The 18657-nt window shown below is 61.7% G+C and carries 20 protein-coding genes and 1 pseudogene; 12 read left to right on the top strand and 9 right to left on the bottom strand.

The genetic code is table 11. The features are described 5' to 3' along the window. Positions 1 to 5: 5 nt before the first annotated feature. The 11 genes and pseudogenes from MKZ87_RS04925 to MKZ87_RS04875 all read left to right on the top strand — a co-directional run bounded on the left by MKZ87_RS04925 (position 6) and on the right by MKZ87_RS04875 (position 6862). Positions 6 to 761, top strand: coding sequence for a heme ABC transporter permease (locus MKZ87_RS04925; RefSeq protein ID WP_085699421.1), 756 nt, complete (start codon positions 6 to 8; stop codon positions 759 to 761). Further along, a complete protein-coding gene (gene ccmD, locus MKZ87_RS04920) occupies positions 758 to 934 on the top strand; it encodes a heme exporter protein CcmD (RefSeq protein ID WP_011333085.1) in 177 nt (58 codons plus the stop codon). Before MKZ87_RS04925 ends, ccmD begins: the two co-directional genes overlap by 4 nt. Beyond that, positions 931 to 1386 (top strand): cytochrome c maturation protein CcmE, encoded by a 456-nt coding sequence (ccmE, locus tag MKZ87_RS04915; protein ID WP_227234859.1) that lies wholly within the window; start codon positions 931 to 933, stop codon positions 1384 to 1386. The genes ccmD and ccmE overlap by 4 nt, the downstream gene beginning before the upstream one ends. Positions 1387 to 1389: 3 nt before the next feature. Then, positions 1390 to 3378, top strand: a complete 1989-nt coding sequence (locus MKZ87_RS04910) for a heme lyase CcmF/NrfE family subunit (RefSeq protein WP_085699416.1) — start codon at positions 1390 to 1392, stop codon at positions 3376 to 3378. Further along, positions 3375 to 3911, top strand: coding sequence for a DsbE family thiol:disulfide interchange protein (locus MKZ87_RS04905; RefSeq protein WP_011333088.1), 537 nt, complete (start codon positions 3375 to 3377; stop codon positions 3909 to 3911). The genes MKZ87_RS04910 and MKZ87_RS04905 overlap by 4 nt, the downstream gene beginning before the upstream one ends. After that, positions 3908 to 4378, top strand: coding sequence for a cytochrome c-type biogenesis protein (locus MKZ87_RS04900; protein ID WP_011333089.1), 471 nt, complete (start codon positions 3908 to 3910; stop codon positions 4376 to 4378). The genes MKZ87_RS04905 and MKZ87_RS04900 overlap by 4 nt, the downstream gene beginning before the upstream one ends. Next, on the top strand, positions 4375 to 5577 hold the full coding sequence (gene ccmI, locus MKZ87_RS04895; RefSeq protein WP_085699414.1) for a c-type cytochrome biogenesis protein CcmI: 1203 nt from the start codon (positions 4375 to 4377) through the stop codon (positions 5575 to 5577). The genes MKZ87_RS04900 and ccmI overlap by 4 nt, the downstream gene beginning before the upstream one ends. Positions 5578 to 5602: 25 nt before the next feature. Continuing rightward, on the top strand, positions 5603 to 6010 hold the full coding sequence (locus MKZ87_RS04890) for a hypothetical protein (protein WP_085682968.1): 408 nt from the start codon (positions 5603 to 5605) through the stop codon (positions 6008 to 6010). Beyond that, positions 6010 to 6180, top strand: coding sequence for a hypothetical protein (locus MKZ87_RS04885; protein WP_170929746.1), 171 nt, complete (start codon positions 6010 to 6012; stop codon positions 6178 to 6180). The genes MKZ87_RS04890 and MKZ87_RS04885 overlap by 1 nt, the downstream gene beginning before the upstream one ends. Positions 6181 to 6246: 66 nt before the next feature. After that, a pseudogene (locus MKZ87_RS04880) lies at positions 6247 to 6452 on the top strand (type II toxin-antitoxin system HicA family toxin); the annotation flags it as partial. Positions 6453 to 6457: 5 nt separating this feature from the next. After that, positions 6458 to 6862: a type II toxin-antitoxin system HicB family antitoxin gene (locus MKZ87_RS04875; protein WP_085703352.1), complete on the top strand. Its 405-nt coding sequence runs from the start codon at positions 6458 to 6460 to the stop codon at positions 6860 to 6862. Positions 6863 to 6908: 46 nt separating this feature from the next. On the opposite strand, the gene MKZ87_RS04870 is transcribed toward MKZ87_RS04875, so the two are convergent. Continuing rightward, entirely contained in the window at positions 6909 to 8096 is a 1188-nt protein-coding gene (locus MKZ87_RS04870) for an MFS transporter (protein ID WP_085703353.1), read from the bottom strand. A gap of 240 nt (positions 8097 to 8336) precedes the next feature. On the opposite strand from MKZ87_RS04870, the gene MKZ87_RS04865 reads away from it, so the two are divergent. Next, on the top strand, positions 8337 to 8957 hold the full coding sequence (locus MKZ87_RS04865) for a DUF5666 domain-containing protein (RefSeq protein ID WP_085699408.1): 621 nt from the start codon (positions 8337 to 8339) through the stop codon (positions 8955 to 8957). 55 nt (positions 8958 to 9012) lie between these two features. Here MKZ87_RS04865 and MKZ87_RS04860 read toward each other — a convergent pair whose 3' ends face one another. From MKZ87_RS04860 to gcl, 8 genes are all read right to left on the bottom strand, one after another. Then, entirely contained in the window at positions 9013 to 10011 is a 999-nt protein-coding gene (locus MKZ87_RS04860) for a sulfate ABC transporter substrate-binding protein (RefSeq protein WP_085699406.1), read from the bottom strand. Between the two features lie 106 nt (positions 10012 to 10117). Next, positions 10118 to 10942, bottom strand: coding sequence for an ion transporter (locus MKZ87_RS04855; protein WP_064378643.1), 825 nt, complete (start codon positions 10940 to 10942; stop codon positions 10118 to 10120). A 21-nt stretch (positions 10943 to 10963) separates the two neighbouring features. Next, on the bottom strand, positions 10964 to 11878 hold the full coding sequence (locus MKZ87_RS04850) for an urea transporter (protein WP_266200353.1): 915 nt from the start codon (positions 11876 to 11878) through the stop codon (positions 10964 to 10966). A 151-nt stretch (positions 11879 to 12029) separates the two neighbouring features. Continuing rightward, positions 12030 to 13445 (bottom strand): pyruvate kinase, encoded by a 1416-nt coding sequence (gene pyk, locus MKZ87_RS04845; protein WP_085703356.1) that lies wholly within the window; start codon positions 13443 to 13445, stop codon positions 12030 to 12032. Further along, the gene (locus MKZ87_RS04840) at positions 13442 to 14716 is read right to left on the bottom strand and encodes a glycerate kinase type-2 family protein (RefSeq protein ID WP_085699400.1); all 1275 of its coding nucleotides are present in this window, start codon (positions 14714 to 14716) and stop codon (positions 13442 to 13444) included. Before MKZ87_RS04840 ends, pyk begins: the two co-directional genes overlap by 4 nt. 161 nt (positions 14717 to 14877) lie before the next feature. Beyond that, entirely contained in the window at positions 14878 to 15771 is an 894-nt protein-coding gene (locus tag MKZ87_RS04835; protein ID WP_234204718.1) for a 2-hydroxy-3-oxopropionate reductase, read from the bottom strand. A gap of 43 nt (positions 15772 to 15814) precedes the next feature. Further along, positions 15815 to 16597 (bottom strand): hydroxypyruvate isomerase, encoded by a 783-nt coding sequence (gene hyi / locus MKZ87_RS04830; protein ID WP_266200352.1) that lies wholly within the window; start codon positions 16595 to 16597, stop codon positions 15815 to 15817. 138 nt (positions 16598 to 16735) lie between these two features. Next, a complete protein-coding gene (gene gcl, locus MKZ87_RS04825; protein WP_266200351.1) occupies positions 16736 to 18511 on the bottom strand; it encodes a glyoxylate carboligase in 1776 nt (591 codons plus the stop codon). Positions 18512 to 18657: the final 146 nt, after the last annotated feature.

Below are 18657 nucleotides of genomic sequence, written 5' to 3'. Positions count from 1 at the left end.
ACAGTATGAACTGGACCTGGTTTCACAAGCTCGGCTCGCCCAAGTGGTTCTACGGCATCAGCAGCAAGTTCCTGCCGTGGCTGAGCATTGCAGCGTTGCTGCTGATCGCTGTCGGCGTCGTCTGGGGCCTGGCCTTCGCGCCGCCGGACTATCAGCAAGGCAACAGCTTTCGCATCATCTATATCCACGTACCCGCAGCGATGCTCGCTCAGTCGATCTACGTGATGCTGGCGGTGTGCGGTGTGGTCGGGCTGGTGTGGAAGATGAAACTGGCCGACGTCGCCCTGCAATGCGCCGCGCCGATCGGCGCGTGGATGACCGCCGTGGCGCTGGTCACCGGGGCGATCTGGGGCAAGCCGACCTGGGGTTCGTGGTGGGTCTGGGACGCGCGGCTGACCTCGATGCTGATTCTGCTGTTTCTGTATTTCGGCGTGATCGCGCTGGGCAACGCCATCAGCAATCGCGACAGCGCCGCCAAGGCCTGCGCGGTGCTGGCCATCGTCGGTGTGATCAACATTCCGATCATCAAATACTCGGTGGAGTGGTGGAACACCCTGCACCAGGGCGCGACGTTCACCCTCACCGAAAAACCGGCCATGCCCGTCGAGATGTGGCTGCCACTGCTGCTGACGGTGCTGGGTTTCTATTGCTTCTTTGGCGCCGTGCTGTTGCTGCGCATGCGCCTTGAAGTGCTCAAGCGCGAAGCCCGCGCCAGTTGGGTGAAAGAAGAAGTGCAGAACAGCCTGGAGGCCGCTCGATGAGTTTCGCGTCATTCGGCGACTTCCTCGCCATGGGCCATCACGGCCTGTATGTCTGGTCGGCCTACGGCATCTGTCTGGCGGTACTGATCCTCAACGTGGCGGCGCCGATCGCGGCCCGCAAGCGTTATCTGCAACAAGAGGCGCGTCGTCTGCGCCGGGAGAACGGCAAGTGAATCCGCTGCGCAAAAAACGCTTGATCATCATCCTGGCAATTCTGGTCGGGGTCGGCGCTGCCGTCGGCCTGGCCCTGAGCGCCCTGCAGCAGAACATCAACCTGTTTTACACCCCGACCCAGATCGCCAACGGCGAAGCGCCGCAGGGCACCCGCATCCGCGCCGGCGGCATGGTCGAGAAAGGTTCGCTGCAACGTTCCCCTGATTCGCTGGACGTCAAATTCGTGGTCACCGACTTCAACAAGTCCGTGACCATTACTTATCGCGGGATCCTCCCGGACCTGTTCCGCGAAGGGCAGGGCATTGTGGCGCTCGGCAAGCTCAACGCCGATGGCGTGGTGGTTGCCGATGAAGTACTGGCCAAGCACGACGAGAAATACATGCCGCCGGAAGTGACCAAAGCCCTGAAGGACAGCGGTCAATCCGCGCCAACCCCTGCGAAGGAGGGTTGATCGATGACATCCACCATTTTCATTCCCGAGCTTGGCCATCTGGCCATGATTCTCGCGCTGTGTTTTGCGCTGGTGCAGGCCGTGGTGCCGTTGCTCGGTGCCTGGCGCGGTGATCGTCTGTGGATGGGCCTCGCTCAACCGGCAGCGTGGGGCCAATTCGCATTTTTGCTGTTCGCCTTCGGCGTCCTGACCTACGCGTTCATGACCGACGATTTCTCCGTGGCTTATGTCGCGATGAATTCCAACAGCGCGCTGCCGTGGTACTACAAGTTCAGCGCGGTGTGGGGTGCCCACGAAGGTTCGTTGCTGCTGTGGGCGTTGATCCTCGGCGGCTGGACCTTCGCCGTGTCGGTGTTCTCCCGACAGTTGCCGCAAGTCATGCTTGCTCGCGTGCTGGCGGTGATGGGCATGATCAGCACCGGTTTCCTGTTGTTCCTGATCCTCACGTCGAACCCGTTCTCGCGGATCCTGCCGCAGATTCCGGCCGACGGTCGTGACCTCAATCCGTTGCTGCAGGACATCGGCCTGATCGTGCATCCGCCGATGCTGTACATGGGTTATGTCGGGTTCTCGGTGGCCTTCGCCTTCGCCATCGCCGCACTGCTGGGCGGTCGCCTCGATGCGGCGTGGGCACGCTGGTCGCGTCCGTGGACCATCGTTGCCTGGGCCTTCCTGGGTATCGGCATCACCCTGGGTTCGTGGTGGGCTTACTACGAACTCGGTTGGGGGGGCTGGTGGTTCTGGGACCCGGTGGAAAACGCCTCCTTCATGCCATGGCTGGTGGGCACTGCGCTGATTCACTCGTTGGCGGTCACCGAGAAACGTGGTGTGTTCAAGAGCTGGACGGTGTTGCTGGCGATTGCCGCGTTTTCCCTGAGCCTGCTCGGCACCTTCCTTGTGCGTTCCGGGGTACTGACGTCGGTGCATGCGTTTGCCTCCGATCCCGCGCGCGGCGTGTTCATCCTGATTTTCCTGCTGTTCGTGGTCGGTGGTTCGCTGACCCTCTTTGCCTTGCGCGCTCCGGTGGTCAAGAGCCAGGTCGGCTTCAATCTGTGGTCGCGGGAAACCCTGCTGCTGGGCAACAACCTGGTGCTGGTGGTGGCTGCCTCGATGATCCTGCTCGGCACGTTGTATCCGCTGATCCTCGATGCCATCAGCGGCGCCAAGCTGTCGGTCGGCCCACCGTACTTCAATGCACTGTTCATACCGTTGATGGCGTTACTGATGGTGGTGATGGCGGTCGGCGTGATCGTGCGCTGGAAAGACACCCCGGTGAAATGGCTGGCCAACATGTTGACCCCGGTGCTGTTGGGCAGCGTCGCTCTGGCGGTCGTTGCCGGTATTGCCTATGGCGATTTCAACTGGGCGGTGATCGCAACCTTCCTGCTGGCGGCCTGGGTGTTGCTGGCTGGCGTGCGCGACATCTTCGACAAGACGCGCCACAAAGGCCTGATCAAAGGCCTGCCGACCCTGACCCGCAGTTACTGGGGCATGCAACTCGCCCACCTCGGTATCGCCGTCTGCGCGCTGGGCGTGGTGTTGTCGAGCCAGAACAGTGCCGAACGTGACCTGCGTCTGGCACCGGGCGAGTCGATGGATCTGGCCGGTTATCAGTTCGTGTTCGAAGGCGCCAAACATTTCGAAGGCCCGAATTTCACCTCCGACAAGGGCACCATCCGGGTGATCCGCGATGGCCGTGAAGTCAGCGTGCTGCACCCGGAAAAACGCCTGTACACCGTGCAGAGTTCGATGATGACCGAAGCCGGGATCGACGCCGGCTTCACCCGCGACCTCTATGTCGCGCTGGGTGAACCACTGGGCGACGGCGCCTGGGCGGTGCGGGTGCATGTGAAGCCGTTCGTACGCTGGATCTGGTTCGGCGGTCTGCTGACCGGCCTGGGCGGGCTGCTGGCGGCGCTGGACCGGCGTTACCGAGTCAAGGTCAAAGCCAAAGTGCGTGAAGCGCTGGGCATGGAAGGAGCCGCTGCATGAGACGTTGGTTGATGCTGGTGCCACTGGCGATTTTCTTGCTGGTGGCGGTATTTCTTTATCGCGGTCTGTACCTGGATCCGGCGGAGCTGCCGTCGGCGATGATCGGCAAACCGTTCCCGGAGTTTTCCCTGCCGGCGGTGCAGGGCGACAAGACCCTGACCAAGGCTGACATCCTCGGCAAACCGGCGCTGGTCAACGTCTGGGGCACCTGGTGCATTTCCTGCCGGGTCGAGCACCCGGTGCTGAACAAACTCGCCGAGCGCGGCGTGGTGATCTACGGCATCAACTACAAGGACACCAACGCCGATGCGCTGAAGTGGCTGGCCGAGTTCCACAATCCGTATCAACTCGACATCCGCGATGACGAAGGCTCCCTGGGCCTGAACCTCGGTGTCTACGGCGCGCCGGAAACCTTCTTCATCGACGCCAAGGGCATCATCCGCGACAAGTACGTCGGCGTGATCGACGAGCAGGTCTGGCGGGAAAAGCTGGCGGCCAAATATCAGGCGCTGGTCGATGAGGCCAAGCCATGAAGCGCTTTTTAGCTGCCATGGTGCTGGGCTTGAGCCTGGCCGGTGTGGCCCACGCCGCTATCGACACCTACGAGTTTGCCAAAGAAGGCGATCGCGAGCGTTTTCGCGAACTGACCAAGGAGCTGCGCTGCCCCAAGTGCCAGAACCAGGACATCGCCGATTCCAATGCGCCGATTGCCGCCGACCTGCGCAAAGAGATTTTCCGCATGCTCGGCGAGGGCAAGGACAATCAGCAGATCATCGACTTCATGGTCGACCGCTACGGTGATTTCGTCCGCTACAAGCCGGCGCTCAATGCCAAGACCGCGTTGCTCTGGTTCGGCCCGGCCGGTTTGTTGCTGGGCGGGTTCGTGGTGATTGCCGTGATCGTCCGCCGCCGTCGCGGGCAACGCGCCGAGACGCCGCAATCGCTGTCCCCTGAAGAGCGTCAGCGCCTCGACCAACTGTTGGATAAAAACCAAGAATGATTGATTTCTGGCTTGCCGCAGGGCTGTTGCTTCTGGTCGCCCTGAGTTTTCTGCTGATCCCCGTTCTACGCGAACGTCGCGCCCAGCGTGAAGAGGATCGAACCGCTCTCAACGTCGCCCTGTATCAGGAACGCGTCGCCGAACTGCAATCGCAGCAGGCCGAAGGCGTTCTCGATGCCGCGCAAATGGACAGCGGCCGTGCCGAAGCGGCCCGTGAATTGTTGGCCGATACCGAAGGTGTGGCGCCGGCGCGGGTGTCGCGTCTGGGTAAGCCGCTGCCTTTGCTGGCGGCCGTGCTGGTGCCGGTGTTGGGCCTCGGTCTGTACCTGCACTTTGGCGCGAGCGACAAGGTCGAGCTGACCCGGGAATTCGCCCAGGCGCCACAGTCGATGGAAGAGATGACTCAGCGTCTGGAGCGCGCAGTCGCCGCGCAACCGGATTCCGCTGAAGGCGTGTATTTCCTCGGTCGCACCTACATGGCCCAGGATCGTCCGGCGGACGCGGCGAAGATGTTCGAGCGCGCCGTCAATCTCGCCGGTCGTCAGCCGGAGCTGCTGGGGCAGTGGGCGCAGGCCCAGTACTTTGCCGACAACAAAAAATGGTCGGACAAGGTGCAGGCGCTGACCGATGAAGCGCTGAAAGCCGATCCGAAGGAAGTCACCAGCCTCGGCCTGCTGGGCATCGCCGCGTTCGAAGGCGAGCGCTATCAGGAAGCGATCGACTACTGGAACCGTCTGCTGGCGCAACTGCCGCCGCAGGACAAATCCCGCGAGGCCCTGCAGGGCGGCATCGCCCGCGCCACTGAAAAACTGCAGGCCAGCGGCGGCAAGGTTGCCCAGGCGCCGGCGGCGAAAGCGGCGGCGCTGTTGAAAGTGCGGGTGGATCTGGCCAGCGAGTTGAAAGGCAAGGTGCAACCGGGCGACAGCGTGTTCATTTTTGCCCGCGCCACCTCGGGCCCGCCGGCGCCGCTGGCGGCCAAGCGCCTGACCGTCGCCGATCTGCCGGTGACCGTCGAACTGGGCGATGCCGACGCGATGATGCCGCAATTGAAACTGTCGAACTTCCCCGAAGTCCAACTGGTTGCGCGCATCTCCCGTGCCGGTCAGCCGACCGCCGGTGAGTGGGTCGGTCGCAGCGGGCCTCTAGCCAGCAGCACCACCGCGCCACAGACACTGACCATCGACAGCCCGGACAAATAGCCGGAACCAACAGGAACGCACCGCCATGAACGCCATCGCCCGAATCACAGTCCTCACACTGGCCCTGGGCTTGAGCGCATGTGCGGTGCAACGACCGGAGCCGAGCACCAGGCTGCCGCCGATCCCGCCGTCACAACCCAGCCCGACCCCGTCGACCAGCCCGACGCCGAGCAAACCGGGGATTCCGGCCAAGCCCGCCAAACCCGTCCCGCGCACCTCCGCCAGCTTCGCACCGCCACCGGGCGGCAACAGCCACTGGGACCAGAAGCTGGGCGTGTATGTGCTCGACGACCAGACCAACACCTTCTACCGCCAGCGCACCTACTATCGCTGGAACAACGGCTGGAGCCGCTCGATCAGCCCCAACGGCCCGTGGGAAGAAACCAACATCCACGGCGTACCGGCGGGACTGGGCAAACAGTTCGGGGAGTAATGAAAAACGGCGATCTTTGGATCGCCGTTTTGCTGTCTGGGGTGATGAACAATGCCTCACTCGTATCCAGTCCTTACCGCCTGAGCTTTCTTTGCGAGAAGCGCCATCGCCTGCTCGCCGGGCCACTGCATCAATCACATGCTGCAAAACAACCGAACGTCGTGCTGTGAATTTCTGTGCTTGAGTAAAGATAACTCTAGGGTTACTTTTGTTAAGCCGAAGCAAGGAGGCGGTTGGTGCAGAGCAGGCTATTGATCAAGGAGCTGGAGGAGGCAGGCTGGACGCTGGACCGGATAACCGGCAGTCACCACATCTTCACGCACCGTTACAACCCATACACGATTCCCGTCCCTCATCCGAAAAGGATTTGCCGGTCGGGACGGTCAAGAGCATCAGAAGGCGTGCCGGGTTGTACAACCCGCCAGCCAGTGACACAGGAGATTCACAATGCAATACCCAATCTGCATCGAGTGGGGTGACGAGAACACCGCCATCGGGATTCAGATCCCTGACATTCCCGGCGCGGTAACCGCCGGGGATACGTTTGAGGATGCCTACAACGCGGCCGTCGAGATTGCCCATATCATGCTGCAGGAGATCGCGACTGATGGCGACTCGATCCCGATGCCGACTTCGGCGGCCGCCCATCGCAACAATCCGGATTTTGCCGACATGGGTTGGGGCATGCTGGAGCTGGATATTTCGCCGTACATGGGCAAGACCGAAAAGGTCAATGTGACGTTGCCCGGCTATGTCATCCAGCGCATTGACCGCTACGTGCGTGAACACAACGTCAAAAGCCGTTCCTCTTTTTTGGCAGATGCCGCCATGGAAAAACTGGTCCGGCATTGAGCCTCGAGCACTGTCGGATCAGCGATCCGGCAGTGCTTTTCAGCTTCTAGGCAGTTGCCAGAACAGGCTTTTGCGAAGCACTCAAAAACCGCACCAGCGCCAGCAGCGGAAACGCACTGCCAACAATCACGATCCACAACCAGCCGCCATGCTCGTACACCGCACTCGCCACCGAGGAGCCGAAGGCGCCGCCGACGAAGATGCTGGTCATGTACAGCGCATTGAGGCGGCCGCGGCTTTTGGCGTCGAGGGAGTAGACCGCGCGCTGGCCGAGCACCATGTTCATCTGTACGCAGAAGTCGAGCACCACGCCGGTCACGGCCAGGCCGATCACGCTGTAGGCCGGATGGATGAAGGCGGGCAGGAAGCTCAGGCTGGCGAACAGCATGGCCAGCAGCGAGGCGATGCGTGTGTGGCCGGCATCGGCCAGGCGTCCGCTGATCGGCGCTGCGATGGCACCAATGGCGCCGACCAGGGCGAAGATCGCGATTTCACTCTGGGACAGACCATGGTTGCGTGCCAGTTCCAGCGGCACGGCGGTCCAGAACAGGCTGAAGGTGGCGAACATGCAGGCCTGGTAAAACGCCCGCTGACGCAGCACCGGTTGCTTGCGCAGCAGCGTCCACAGCGATCCGAGCAACTGACCATAAGAAGCACTGTGATCCGGCTGGCGCTTGGGCACGGTCAACACCAGCACCACGCTGATCGCCGCCATCAAGGCTGCTGCAATCATGAACATCGCCCGCCAGCCGAGATGGTCGGCGACCACGCTCGACACCGGACGTGCCAGCAGAATCCCCAGCAACAGACCGCCCATGATCCCGCCGACCACCCGGCCACGGGATTCCTCCGGCGCCAGATGCGCTGCCAGTGGAATCAGCACCTGCACCGACACCGAGCTGAAACCCACCAGCAACGAAATCAGCAGGAACACATTCGGTTGATCGGTAAACGCCGCACCCAGCAGGCTGGCAATCGCCACCACGGTGGTGATGATCATCAGACGGCGGTTTTCCAACAGGTCGGCCAGCGGCACCAGGAAGAACAGACCCAGCGCATAGCCGATCTGGGTCAGCGACACGATGAAACTGGCCATGGTGTCGGTCAGGCCGATGTCCGGCGCGATCAGGCCGATGATCGGCTGGGCGTAGTAGATGTTGGCAACGATGGCGCCGCAGCAGAAAGCGAACAGCAGCACCATGCCTCGGGTCATTGCGTGAGTTGTGGCGGTCATAGGGTTCTCGATCCAGCGAAAAGGAATGCGGTGAGGCTAAGGGACGGGCCGAGCCGGCAGTAGAGGCTTCTGATCGATATCAGTTATTCCGTTGCGGAACAGGTGGCGCCGAGCAATCCAATGTTCATCGGCGAACCTTGCGTCCGACCGTTGAGTGGCGATGATACATTCACTTACATCTTGTTCGATAGCGTGCTTATGTTGTGACCGGGTTTCAACGTTCATCAACGGAGGATTGCGATGTTTCGTCAGTTGCTTCGCCACACCAAAACCATTGCCCTGATCACTCTGCTCGGCGTCACTGCCGCACAGGCCGCCGAAGCGCCGGGGATGCGCATGGGCGTGCGCGGCGAGATCACCGGGGTCAGCCCCGACTCGCTCAAGGTTCACGTCACCAGCGGTGAAAACGTGGTGGTCCGGTTGACCCCGGACACCAAGGTCCGCGCGGTCACTCTGGCCAATATCGAAGACATCAGGCCCGGCAGCTATATCGGTTCGGCCGCCATTCCCCAGGAGGATGGCACGCTCAAGGCGCTCGAGGTTCACGTCTTCCCACCGGAGCTGGCCGGCAGCGGCGATGGCCATCGGCCGTTCGATCTCGCCAAGGGCAGCAGCATGACCAACGGCAGCGTCGGCGATCTGGTGGTCAGCAACGGCCGGGTGCTGACCGTCAATTACAAGGGCGGCCAGCAGAAGATCCTGGTGCCGGAGGATGTGCCGATCGTCAACCTGACGCCGGGCGATCGCAGCCTGCTCAAGGTCGGGGTGAAGATTGTCACCTTCGTGACCCAGAGCGCGGACGGCACGTTGACTGCGCAATCGATCTCGGCGGGCAAGGATGGCGTCAAGCCGCCTATGTAGCCGCAGACAAAAAAGGCGACCTCTTCAGGTCGCCTTTTTCATGTCAGCTCACGCCTTACTGGCCGTTGTAGATCTGGTCGAAGATCCCGCCGTCGTTGAAGTGGGTCTTCTGCACGGTGCGCCAGTCGCCGAAGGTCTTCTCGACCGACAGAAAGTCGACTTTCGGGAAACGGTCGGTGTACTTGGCCAGTACCGCCGGGTCACGTGGACGCAGGTAGTTGGCGGCGGCGATTTCCTGGCCTTCCGGCGACCACAGGAACTTCAGGTATTCCTCTGCCGCGGCGCGCGAGCCTTTCTTCTCGACGACTTTGTCGACTACCGACACCGGCGGCTCGGCTTCGGCGGAGACGCTCGGGTAGATGACTTCGAACTGGTCGCGGCCGAATTCGCGGGCGATCATTTCCGCTTCGTTTTCGAAGGTCACCAGTACGTCGCCGATCTGGTTGGTCATGAACGTGGTGGTCGCGGCGCGGCCACCGGTGTCCAGTACCGGCGCTTGCTTGAACAGCTTGCCGACGAAGTCTTTGGCCTTGTTCTCGTCACCGCCGTTCTTCAGCACGTAGCCCCAGGCCGACAGGTAGGTGTAGCGGCCGTTGCCCGAGGTTTTCGGGTTCGGCACGATCACTTGCACGCCGTCCTTGAGCAGGTCCGGCCAGTCTTTCAGGGCTTTCGGGTTGCCCTTGCGGACGATGAACACGGTGGCCGAGGTGAACGGTGCGCTGTTGTTCGGCAGGCGGGTGACCCAGTCCTTCGGCACCAGTTGACCGTTGTCGGCCAGGGCGTTGATGTCGGTGGCCATGTTCATGGTGATGACGTCAGCCGGCAGGCCGTCGATCACCGAACGGGCTTGTTTGCTCGAACCGCCAAAAGACATCTGCACGGTGATGTTCTCTTTGTGCTCGGCTTGCCAGTGTTTCTGGAACGCAGTGTTGTAGTCCTTGTAGAAATCGCGCATCACGTCGTAGGAAACGTTAAGCAGAGTCGGTGCGGCCTGAGCCACGCTGCCGAAGGCGAGACCAGCGGCGAGAAGTGAGGCGCCAAAGAGTTTTTTCACTGCGCATTCCTTGTTCTGTAGGGGGTGTTTTTTACAAAGATGAGGCCATTTGCCAGCGACTATAGCGGGGCACGCATAGTCGTTTAAAGATTAAAAAGAACTTTGCTTATTCCATTTTTTTGAATAACGGATTACCGCACCGCGAACAGAATGCGGCGCTGCTTTCATGGCTCTTTTTCTGGCAAACCGGGCAGTCGTGTTGCAACTGTTCACCACGCATCGCATTGGCCAGTTCAGCGGTGAAGATTCCGGTGGGCACAGCGATGATCGAGTAACCGGTGATCATCACCAGCGATGAAATCACCTGCCCCAATGGCGTCTTCGGCACGATGTCACCGAAACCGACGGTGGTCAGGGTCACGATAGCCCAATAGATACCCTTGGGGATGCTGGTGAAACCGTGCTCCGGGCCTTCGATCACGTACATCAAGGTGCCGAAGACCGTTACGAGTGTGCAGACGCTCACCAGAAACACCACAATCTTCTGCTTGCTGCCGCGCAGCGCCGACATCAGGTAGTTGGCTTGTTTGAGGTAGGGACTGAGTTTGAGGACTCGGAAAATTCGCAGCATCCGGATGATCCGGATAATCAGCAGGTACTGCGCATCGCTGTAGTAGAGCGCGAGGATGCCCGGCACGATCGCCAGCAGGTCCACCAGTCCATAAAAACTGAATGCATAGCGCAGAGGTTTGGGCGAGCAGTACAGACGCAGAATGTACTCGCCGGCAAAGATGATGGTGAACCCCCACTCGATATATGCCAGCACGTCGGCGTAATTGCGGTGAACGCTGTCGATGCTGTCGAGCATCACGATCACCAGGCTGGCAAGAATGATCAGCAGCAGGATGCCGTCAAAACGTCGCCCGGCGGGGGTGTCGCTCTGGAAAATCATGACGTAAAGCTGTTCACGCCAGTGCTTGTTACTGTCCATGGATAACGCCTGAATCAAAGATCAGCGCAGCCTAGGTTGATTCTCCCCGTCAGCGCAAGGCGCGACGTTGATCTGCGGTTGGTGCATCAGGCGAATGCCGGTGCGCAGCAACCAGCAGGCGAGAATGAACGGTGCCGTGAGAGTCGCCAGACCCAGGGCACTGAACAGCGGCGTCAGCAGCAGCGCCAGACCAATGCCCAACAGCGGCAGCCAGGGTTGCTGGCGCTGGGCGCTGAAGGCGAGGGCGGCGAGCACAGCGTTGTACCCCCCCAGGCCCAACAGCGCGACCTGGCTGTCGTGGTGCAACAGGCTGGAACCCAGGCCGATCGCCGACGCCAGCAACGCCCAGGCAAAGGCCCGGCGATCGGCGATCAGCAAACCGGCGGCGATCAATCCACCGGCCAACGGATGGTCGAGGAACATCACCTGACCGAAGCTTTTCAGCGCGGCGCCGAGCAGGTTCGCGGTATTCATTTCAAGCGCCGGAGCTGGCGTCGAAGGCCCGGCGAAACACAGGAACACCCAGCTCAACAATACGAACGGCGCAGTGTAGGCGGGCAGGTACTCGGTGAGGCGTGCGCGCTTGAGCCACTGCTGCGTGATCATCGCGCTCAGGCCACCGGCCGCCAGAATCAGCGGTGGCAGCATCGGCGACCAGGGGAAATACAGGCTCAGCAGCAAACCGACCAGTACGCCGTTGTAGCTGAACAGTCCGGCCTGACGATCAGCCTTGGCGTAGTTGCGCCGTTGCGCGGTGAGCAACCCGGCGACCGCGCCGAGCAGCGCGCCGGCAAACAGCACCGGCGCGGTGAATAGAATGGCCAAAAGGCACAGCAGGCCACACAGCGGATGACGCTGGAGGAAGATCTGACTGAAACCGTTGAGCAAAGCCTCGGCCCAGTCAGGGCAGTGGGTGTTGAAATGATTGGCAGGCATGGCAGGTCATTCGGTACTGATCGTTCCCACGTCGAGGCGTCGAACCGTCTGCGTGGGAATGCCTCAAAGGACGCTCTGCGTCTGCTCTTGGGACGCAGAGCGTCCCGGGCCGCATTCCCACGCGGAGCGTGGGAACGATCTTGGTCAGTGGTTAAATCAACGTTTCGATCCGCAGCGAATTAGTCGACCCCGGCTGCCCGAACGGCACACCCGCGGTGATCAGCAACGTATCGCCACGCTCGGCCATTCCTTGAGCCTGAGCGATTTCCAGCGCGGTCGAGCACACCTCATCCACCTGACGCAGGCGATCATTGACCACCGAGTGAATGCCCCACGCCACGCTCAAGCGGCGAGCGGTCTGCAGGTTCGGCGTCAGGTTGAGGATCGGCGCTTTCGGCCGTTCCCGCGCCGCCCGCAGACTGGATGCGCCGGACTCGCTGTAGTTGACCAGTACCGCCACCGGCAGCACGTTGCTGATGCGGCGGATCGCGCAACTGATCGCATCGGAAACAGTCGCTTCGGCTTTCGGCCGGCTGACGTCGAGTTGGGTCTGGTAATCCGGACCGTTCTCGACCTGGCGGATGATCTTGCTCATCATCTGCACGGCTTCCAGCGGGTACTCGCCGGACGCCGTTTCTGCCGACAGCATCACCGCATCGGCGCCTTCGGCCACGGCGTTGGCCACGTCGGTGACTTCGGCGCGGGTCGGGGCCGGGGAGAAGCGCATCGACTCAAGCATCTGCGTCGCCACCACCACCGGTTTGCCGAGCTGACGGCAGGTGGTGATGATGTTTTTCTGGATCTGCGGCACGCTCTCGGCCGGCACCTCCACGCCCAGGTCACCGCGAGCCACCATGATCGCGTCGCTCAGTTCGGCGATCTCGCGCAGTTGCTCGACGGCCGACGGCTTCTCGATTTTTGCCATCAGGAACGCCTTGTCGCCGATCAGGGCGCGGGCTTCGCGGATGTCTTCAGGACGTTGCACGAACGACAGCGCGACCCAGTCCACACCCAGCTCCAGACCAAAGCTCAGGTCGCGACGATCCTTGGTGGTCAGCGGGCTCAGGTCGAGCACCGCTTGCGGCACGTTCACGCCTTTGCGGTCCGACAGCTCGCCGCCGTTGAGCACGGTGGTGTCGATCGCATCGCTGTATTTGGTGACGACCCGCAGACGCAGTTTGCCGTCATCGAGCAGCAGGTCCATCCCGGCTTCCAGTGCCGCGATGATCTCCGGATGCGGCAGATTCACCCGGCGTTCGTCGCCCGGTGTCGCGTCCAGATCGAGGCGGAAGGCCTGACCGCGATGCAACTGAACCTTGCCGTCAGCGAACTTGCCGACCCGCAGTTTCGGCCCTTGCAGATCCATCAGGATGCCGAGCGGATAGTTGAGCTGGCGCTCGACTTCGCGGATCCACTGATAGCGCTTGGCGTGGTCGGCGTGATCGCCGTGGCTGAAGTTGAGGCGGAAGATGTTGACCCCGGCCTCGACCAGCTCGCGGATGTCTTCGATGCCGTCGACGGCAGGCCCGAGGGTGGCGAGGATTTTGACCTTTTTGTCAGGCGTCATGATTTGGAACTCTCGAGGATCAGAATGGCGCGGAAGTCGTTGACATTGGTGCGGGTCGGCTCGGTGACGATCAGCGCATCGAGCGCCGCGAAGTAACCGTAACCGTTGTTGTTATCCAGCTCGTCGCTGGCGCTCAGACCCAGGGCGGCGGCGCGGGCGTAGCTGTCCGGGGTCATGATCGCGCCGGCGTTGTCTTCCGAGCCATCGATGCCGTCGGTGTCACCGGCCAGCGCATAGACGCCGGGCTGGCCCTTGAGGCTGTCGGTGAGGCTGAGGAGGAATTCGGCGTTGCGTCCGCCACGGCCATTGCCGCGCACGGTCACGGTGGTTTCGCCGCCGGACAGGATCACGCACGGCGCTGCCAATGGCTGGCCGTGATGAATGATCTGGCGTGCGATGCCGGCATGGACTTTCGCCACTTCGCGGGATTCGCCTTCCAGGTCGCCAAGGATCAGCGTGCTGAAACCGGCCTGACGGCATTTCACCGCCGCCGCATCGAGCGATTGCTGAGGGCGGGCGATCAGCTGGAAGTGACTGCGGGCCAGGCTCGGATCGCCGGGTTTGACGGTTTCCGATTCCGGGCTTTGCAGCCAGGTGCGCACGGAGGCCGGAATCTCGATGCCGTAGCGCTTGATGATCGCCAGCGCTTCGGCGCTGGTGCTCGGGTCGGCCACGGTCGGGCCGGAGGCGATGACCGTGGCGAGGTCGCCCGGTACATCGGAAATCGCGTAGGTATAAACAGTCGCCGGCCAGCAGGCTTTGCCCAGCCGTCCGCCCTTGATCGCCGAGAGGTGCTTGCGCACGCAGTTCATCTCGCCGATGGTCGCGCCGGATTTGAGCAGGGCTTTGTTGATCGACTGCTTGTCGGCCAGGGTGATGCCTTCGGCCGGCAGCGCCAGCAGGGCAGAGCCACCGCCGGACAACAGGAAGATCACGCGGTCGTCTTCGGTCAGGTTGCTGACCAGTTCCAGCACCCGTTTAGCCACGGCCAGACCGGCAGCGTCCGGCACCGGATGCGCGGCTTCGACCACTTCGATTTTTTCGCACGGGGCGCCGTGACCATAACGGGTCACCACAAGGCCCGAGACTTCACCTTCCCAGCAGCGCTCGACCACTTGCGCCATGGCAGCGGCAGCCTTGCCGGCGCCGATGACAATCACGCGACCTGTGCGATCGGCCGGCAGATGAGCTTCGAGGACCTGGTTCGGATGGGCCGCGTCGATGGCTGTGGCAAACAGCTCGCGCAGCAGGTGTTGCGGATCGACCGACATGGCGGGCTCCCGGAATTCTTGTTATTGGGATAGAGCGCTACAGGATCTGCGGGAGCGAGCTTGCTCGCGAAGGCGGTGGATCAGTCAATATCCATGTCGACTGACAGACCCTATTCGCGAGCAAGCTCGCTCCCACAGGTTTCAAACGTTGCAGCAGAGACTTACTTCTTGTCGCGAATCGAGAAGTTGGCCATGTGTTCCAGGCCCTTGATCAGCGCCGAGTGGTCCCAGTTGCTGCCACCGATGGCCGCGCAGGTGCTGAACACTTGCTGGGCGTTGGCGGTGTTTGGCAGATTGATGCTCAGCTCCTTGGCGCCTTGCAGGGCCAGGTTCAGGTCCTTCTGGTGCAGGCTGATGCGGAAGCCCGGATCGAAGGTGCCCTTGATCATGCGCTCGCCGTGCACTTCGAGGATCTTCGAAGAAGCGAAACCGCCCATCAGCGCTTCACGCACCTTGGCCGGATCGGCACCGTTTTTCGAAGCGAACAGCAGGGCTTCTGCGACGGCCTGAATGTTCAACGCAACGATGATCTGGTTCGCCACTTTCGCGGTCTGACCGTCGCCATTGCCACCGACCAGGGTGATGTTCTTGCCCATGGCCTGGAACAGCGGCAGTGCGCGTTCGAAGGCATCGGCGTCGCCACCGACCATGATGCTCAGGGTCGCAGCCTTGGCGCCGACTTCACCACCGGACACCGGGGCGTCGAGGTATTGCGCGCCTTTCTCGTTGATCTTCGCGGCGAAAGCCTTGGTGGCGGTCGGCGAGATCGAGCTCATGTCGATCACGACCTTGCCTTTGCCGATGCCGGCCGCTACGCCGTCGGCGCGGAACAGCACGTCTTCGACCTGCGGGGTATCCGGCACCATGACGATGATGAATTCGGCTTCCTGGGCCACTTCTTTCGGGTTGGCCAGAGCGACCGCGCCAGCGGCGACCAGGTCGTCAGGGGCCGCGTCGTGGTGCGCCGACAGGAACAGGCTGTGACCGGCTTTCTGCAGGTTCGCCGCCATTGGGTGGCCCATGATGCCGGTGCCGATGAATCCGATTTTAGCCATGAGAAAATCCTCTTGTTTTTGTCTTGCTCAAGCAAATAGGGGGTCAGATCGCGTTGTGGGTCTTCAGCCAGCCGAGGCCTGCTTCAGTGGTGGTCAGCGGTTTGTACTCGCAGCCGACCCAGCCCTGATAACCGATGCGATCGAGGTGTTCGAACAGGAAGCGGTAGTTGATCTCGCCAGTGCCCGGCTCGTTGCGGCCCGGGTTGTCGGCCAACTGCACATGGTTGATCTCGCCCAGGTGCGATTGCAGGGTGCGGGCCAGATCGCCTTCCATGATTTGCATGTGATAGATGTCGTATTGCAGGAACAGATCGGCGCTGCCGACCTGCTCGCGAATCGACAGGGCCTGCGCCGTGTTGTTCAGGTAGAAACCCGGGATGTCGCGGGTGTTGATCGCTTCCATCACCAGTTTGATGCCGACGGCTTGCAGCTTTTCGGCGGCGTACTTGAGGTTGGCGACGAAGGTCTTTTCAACGGTGGCATCGTCCACGCCCTGCGGACGGATACCTGCCAGGCAGTTGACCTGGGTATTGCCCAGGACCTGTGCGTAAGCGATGGCCAGATCGACACCGGCACGGAACTCTTCGACCCGGTCCGGCAGGCACGCGATACCGCGCTCGCCCTTGGCCCAGTCACCCGCCGGCAGGTTGAACAGCACTTGGGTCAGACCGTTGGCGTCGAGTTTGGCCTTGATTTCGGCAGAGCTGAAATCGTACGGGAACAGGTACTCGACACCGCTGAAGCCAGCCTTGGCGGCGGCGTCGAAACGGGCAAGGAAATCCTGTTCGGTGAACAGCATGGACAGGTTGGCTGCGAAACGCGGCATGGTGGTCTCCCGTTCTAGATTCTCGTTCCCACGCTCTGCGTGGGAATGCCTCTATGGACGCTCTGCGTCCGCTTTGGGACGCGGAGCGTCCCTGGCTGCATTCCCACGCAAAGCGTGGGAACGATCAAGCAAAAGCAATCAATCGAGCAGCGAAATCGCGGTAGGCGCATCGTTGCCGACCAGCGCCAGGTCTTCGAATTCGTTGACGGCGTTGATCTCGGTCCCCATGGAGATGTTGGTCACACGCTCCAGAATGATCTCGACGATCACCGGCACCTTGAACTCTTCGATCAGCTCTTCGGCCTTGCGCAGGGCAGGGGCGATGTCAGCCGGTTCGAACACACGCAGTGCCTTGCAGCCCAGACCTTCGGCGACTGCGACGTGGTCGACACCGTAACCGTTGAGTTCCGGCGCGTTCAGGTTATCGAAGGACAGCTGCACGCAGTAGTCCATTTCGAACCCGCGCTGGGCCTGACGGATCAGCCCCAGGTACGAGTTGTTCACCACGACGTGGATGTACGGCAGATTGAACTGAGCGCCGACCGCCAGTTCTTCGATCATGAACTGGAAGTCATAGTCCCCCGACAGGGCCACGACTTTCCGGTTCGGATCGGCCTTCACCACACCCAGCGCTGCCGGAATGGTCCAGCCCAACGGGCCGGCCTGGCCGCAGTTGATCCAGTGACGCGGCTTGTAGACGTGCAGGAACTGCGCGCCGGCAATCTGCGACAGACCGATGGTGCTGACGTAGCAGGTGTCTTTGCCGAACACCTGGTTCATTTCTTCGTAAACGCGCTGCGGTTTGACCGGCACGTTGTCGAAGTGGGTCTTGCGTTGCAGGCTGGACTTGCGCTGCTGGCAGTCCTGCAGCCATGCGCTGCGGTTTTTCAACTTGCCGGCGGCTTGCCATTCACGGGCGACTTCGATGAACACGGTCAGCGCGGCAGCGGCGTCGGACACGATGCCCAGGTCCGGGGTGAACACGCGGCCGATCTGGGTCGGTTCGATGTCGACGTGAATGAACTTGCGGCCTTCGGTGTAAACGTCGACCGAACCGGTGTGACGGTTGGCCCAGCGGTTGCCGACGCCCAGTACCAAATCGGATTTGAGCAGGGTGGCGTTGCCGTAGCGGTGCGAAGTCTGCAGACCCACCATGCCGACCATCAGCGGGTGATCGTCCGGGATGGTGCCCCAGCCCATCAGGGTCGGGATGACTGGAATACCTGTCAGCTCGGCGAACTCGACCAGCAGCTCACTGGCGTCAGCGTTGATGATGCCGCCACCGGCGACCAGCAACGGACGTTCGGCCTGATCCAGCATCGCCAGAGCTTTTTCGACTTGCACGCGGGTCGCGCTCGGCTTGGCCAGCGGCAGTGGCTGGTAGGCGTCGATGTCGAATTCGATTTCAGCCATCTGCACGTCGAACGGCAGGTCAATCAGCACCGGGCCCGGACGGCCGGAACGCATTTCATAGAAGGCTTTCTGGAAGGCGTAAGGCACTTGGCCCGGCTCCAGAACAGTGGTCGCCCACTTGGTCACCGGCTTGACGATGCTGGTGATGTCGACGGCCTGGAAGTCTTCCTTGTGCATACGGGCGCGGGGTGCCTGGCCGGTAATGCAGAGGATCGGGATCGAGTCTGCGGAGGCGCTGTACAGACCGGTGACCATGTCGGTACCGGCCGGGCCGGAAGTGCCGATGCACACGCCGATGTTGCCGGCCTTGGTGCGGGTGTAGCCCTCGGCCATGTGCGAGGCGCCTTCAACGTGGCGAGCGAGGACGTGATCGATGCCACCGACTTTCTTCAGGGCGGAATACAGCGGGTTGATCGCAGCACCCGGAATGCCAAAAGCGGTATCGACCCCTTCACGGCGCATCACCAGAACGGCGGCTTCGATTGCTCTCATTTTGCTCATGGTTTTGTGCCTCTTTACGTTTTGTAATTGTATACAAGTGGCTTTGCGCAGAGTGTATTCACGGCGGACGGCGCAGGTCAATCCATTTTCTCAAGCACCTGTTTCATTCGTCGGAAGCCGATTCTGCTGTGGCTTTTCGTCGCATG

The organism is Pseudomonas sp. MCal1 (genome assembly GCF_026341415.1).
In the GTDB taxonomy this organism is placed as follows: domain Bacteria; phylum Pseudomonadota; class Gammaproteobacteria; order Pseudomonadales; family Pseudomonadaceae; genus Aquipseudomonas.
The sequence above is the reverse complement of the archived record's forward strand: the minus strand, read 5'-3'. Positions and strand labels throughout refer to the sequence as shown.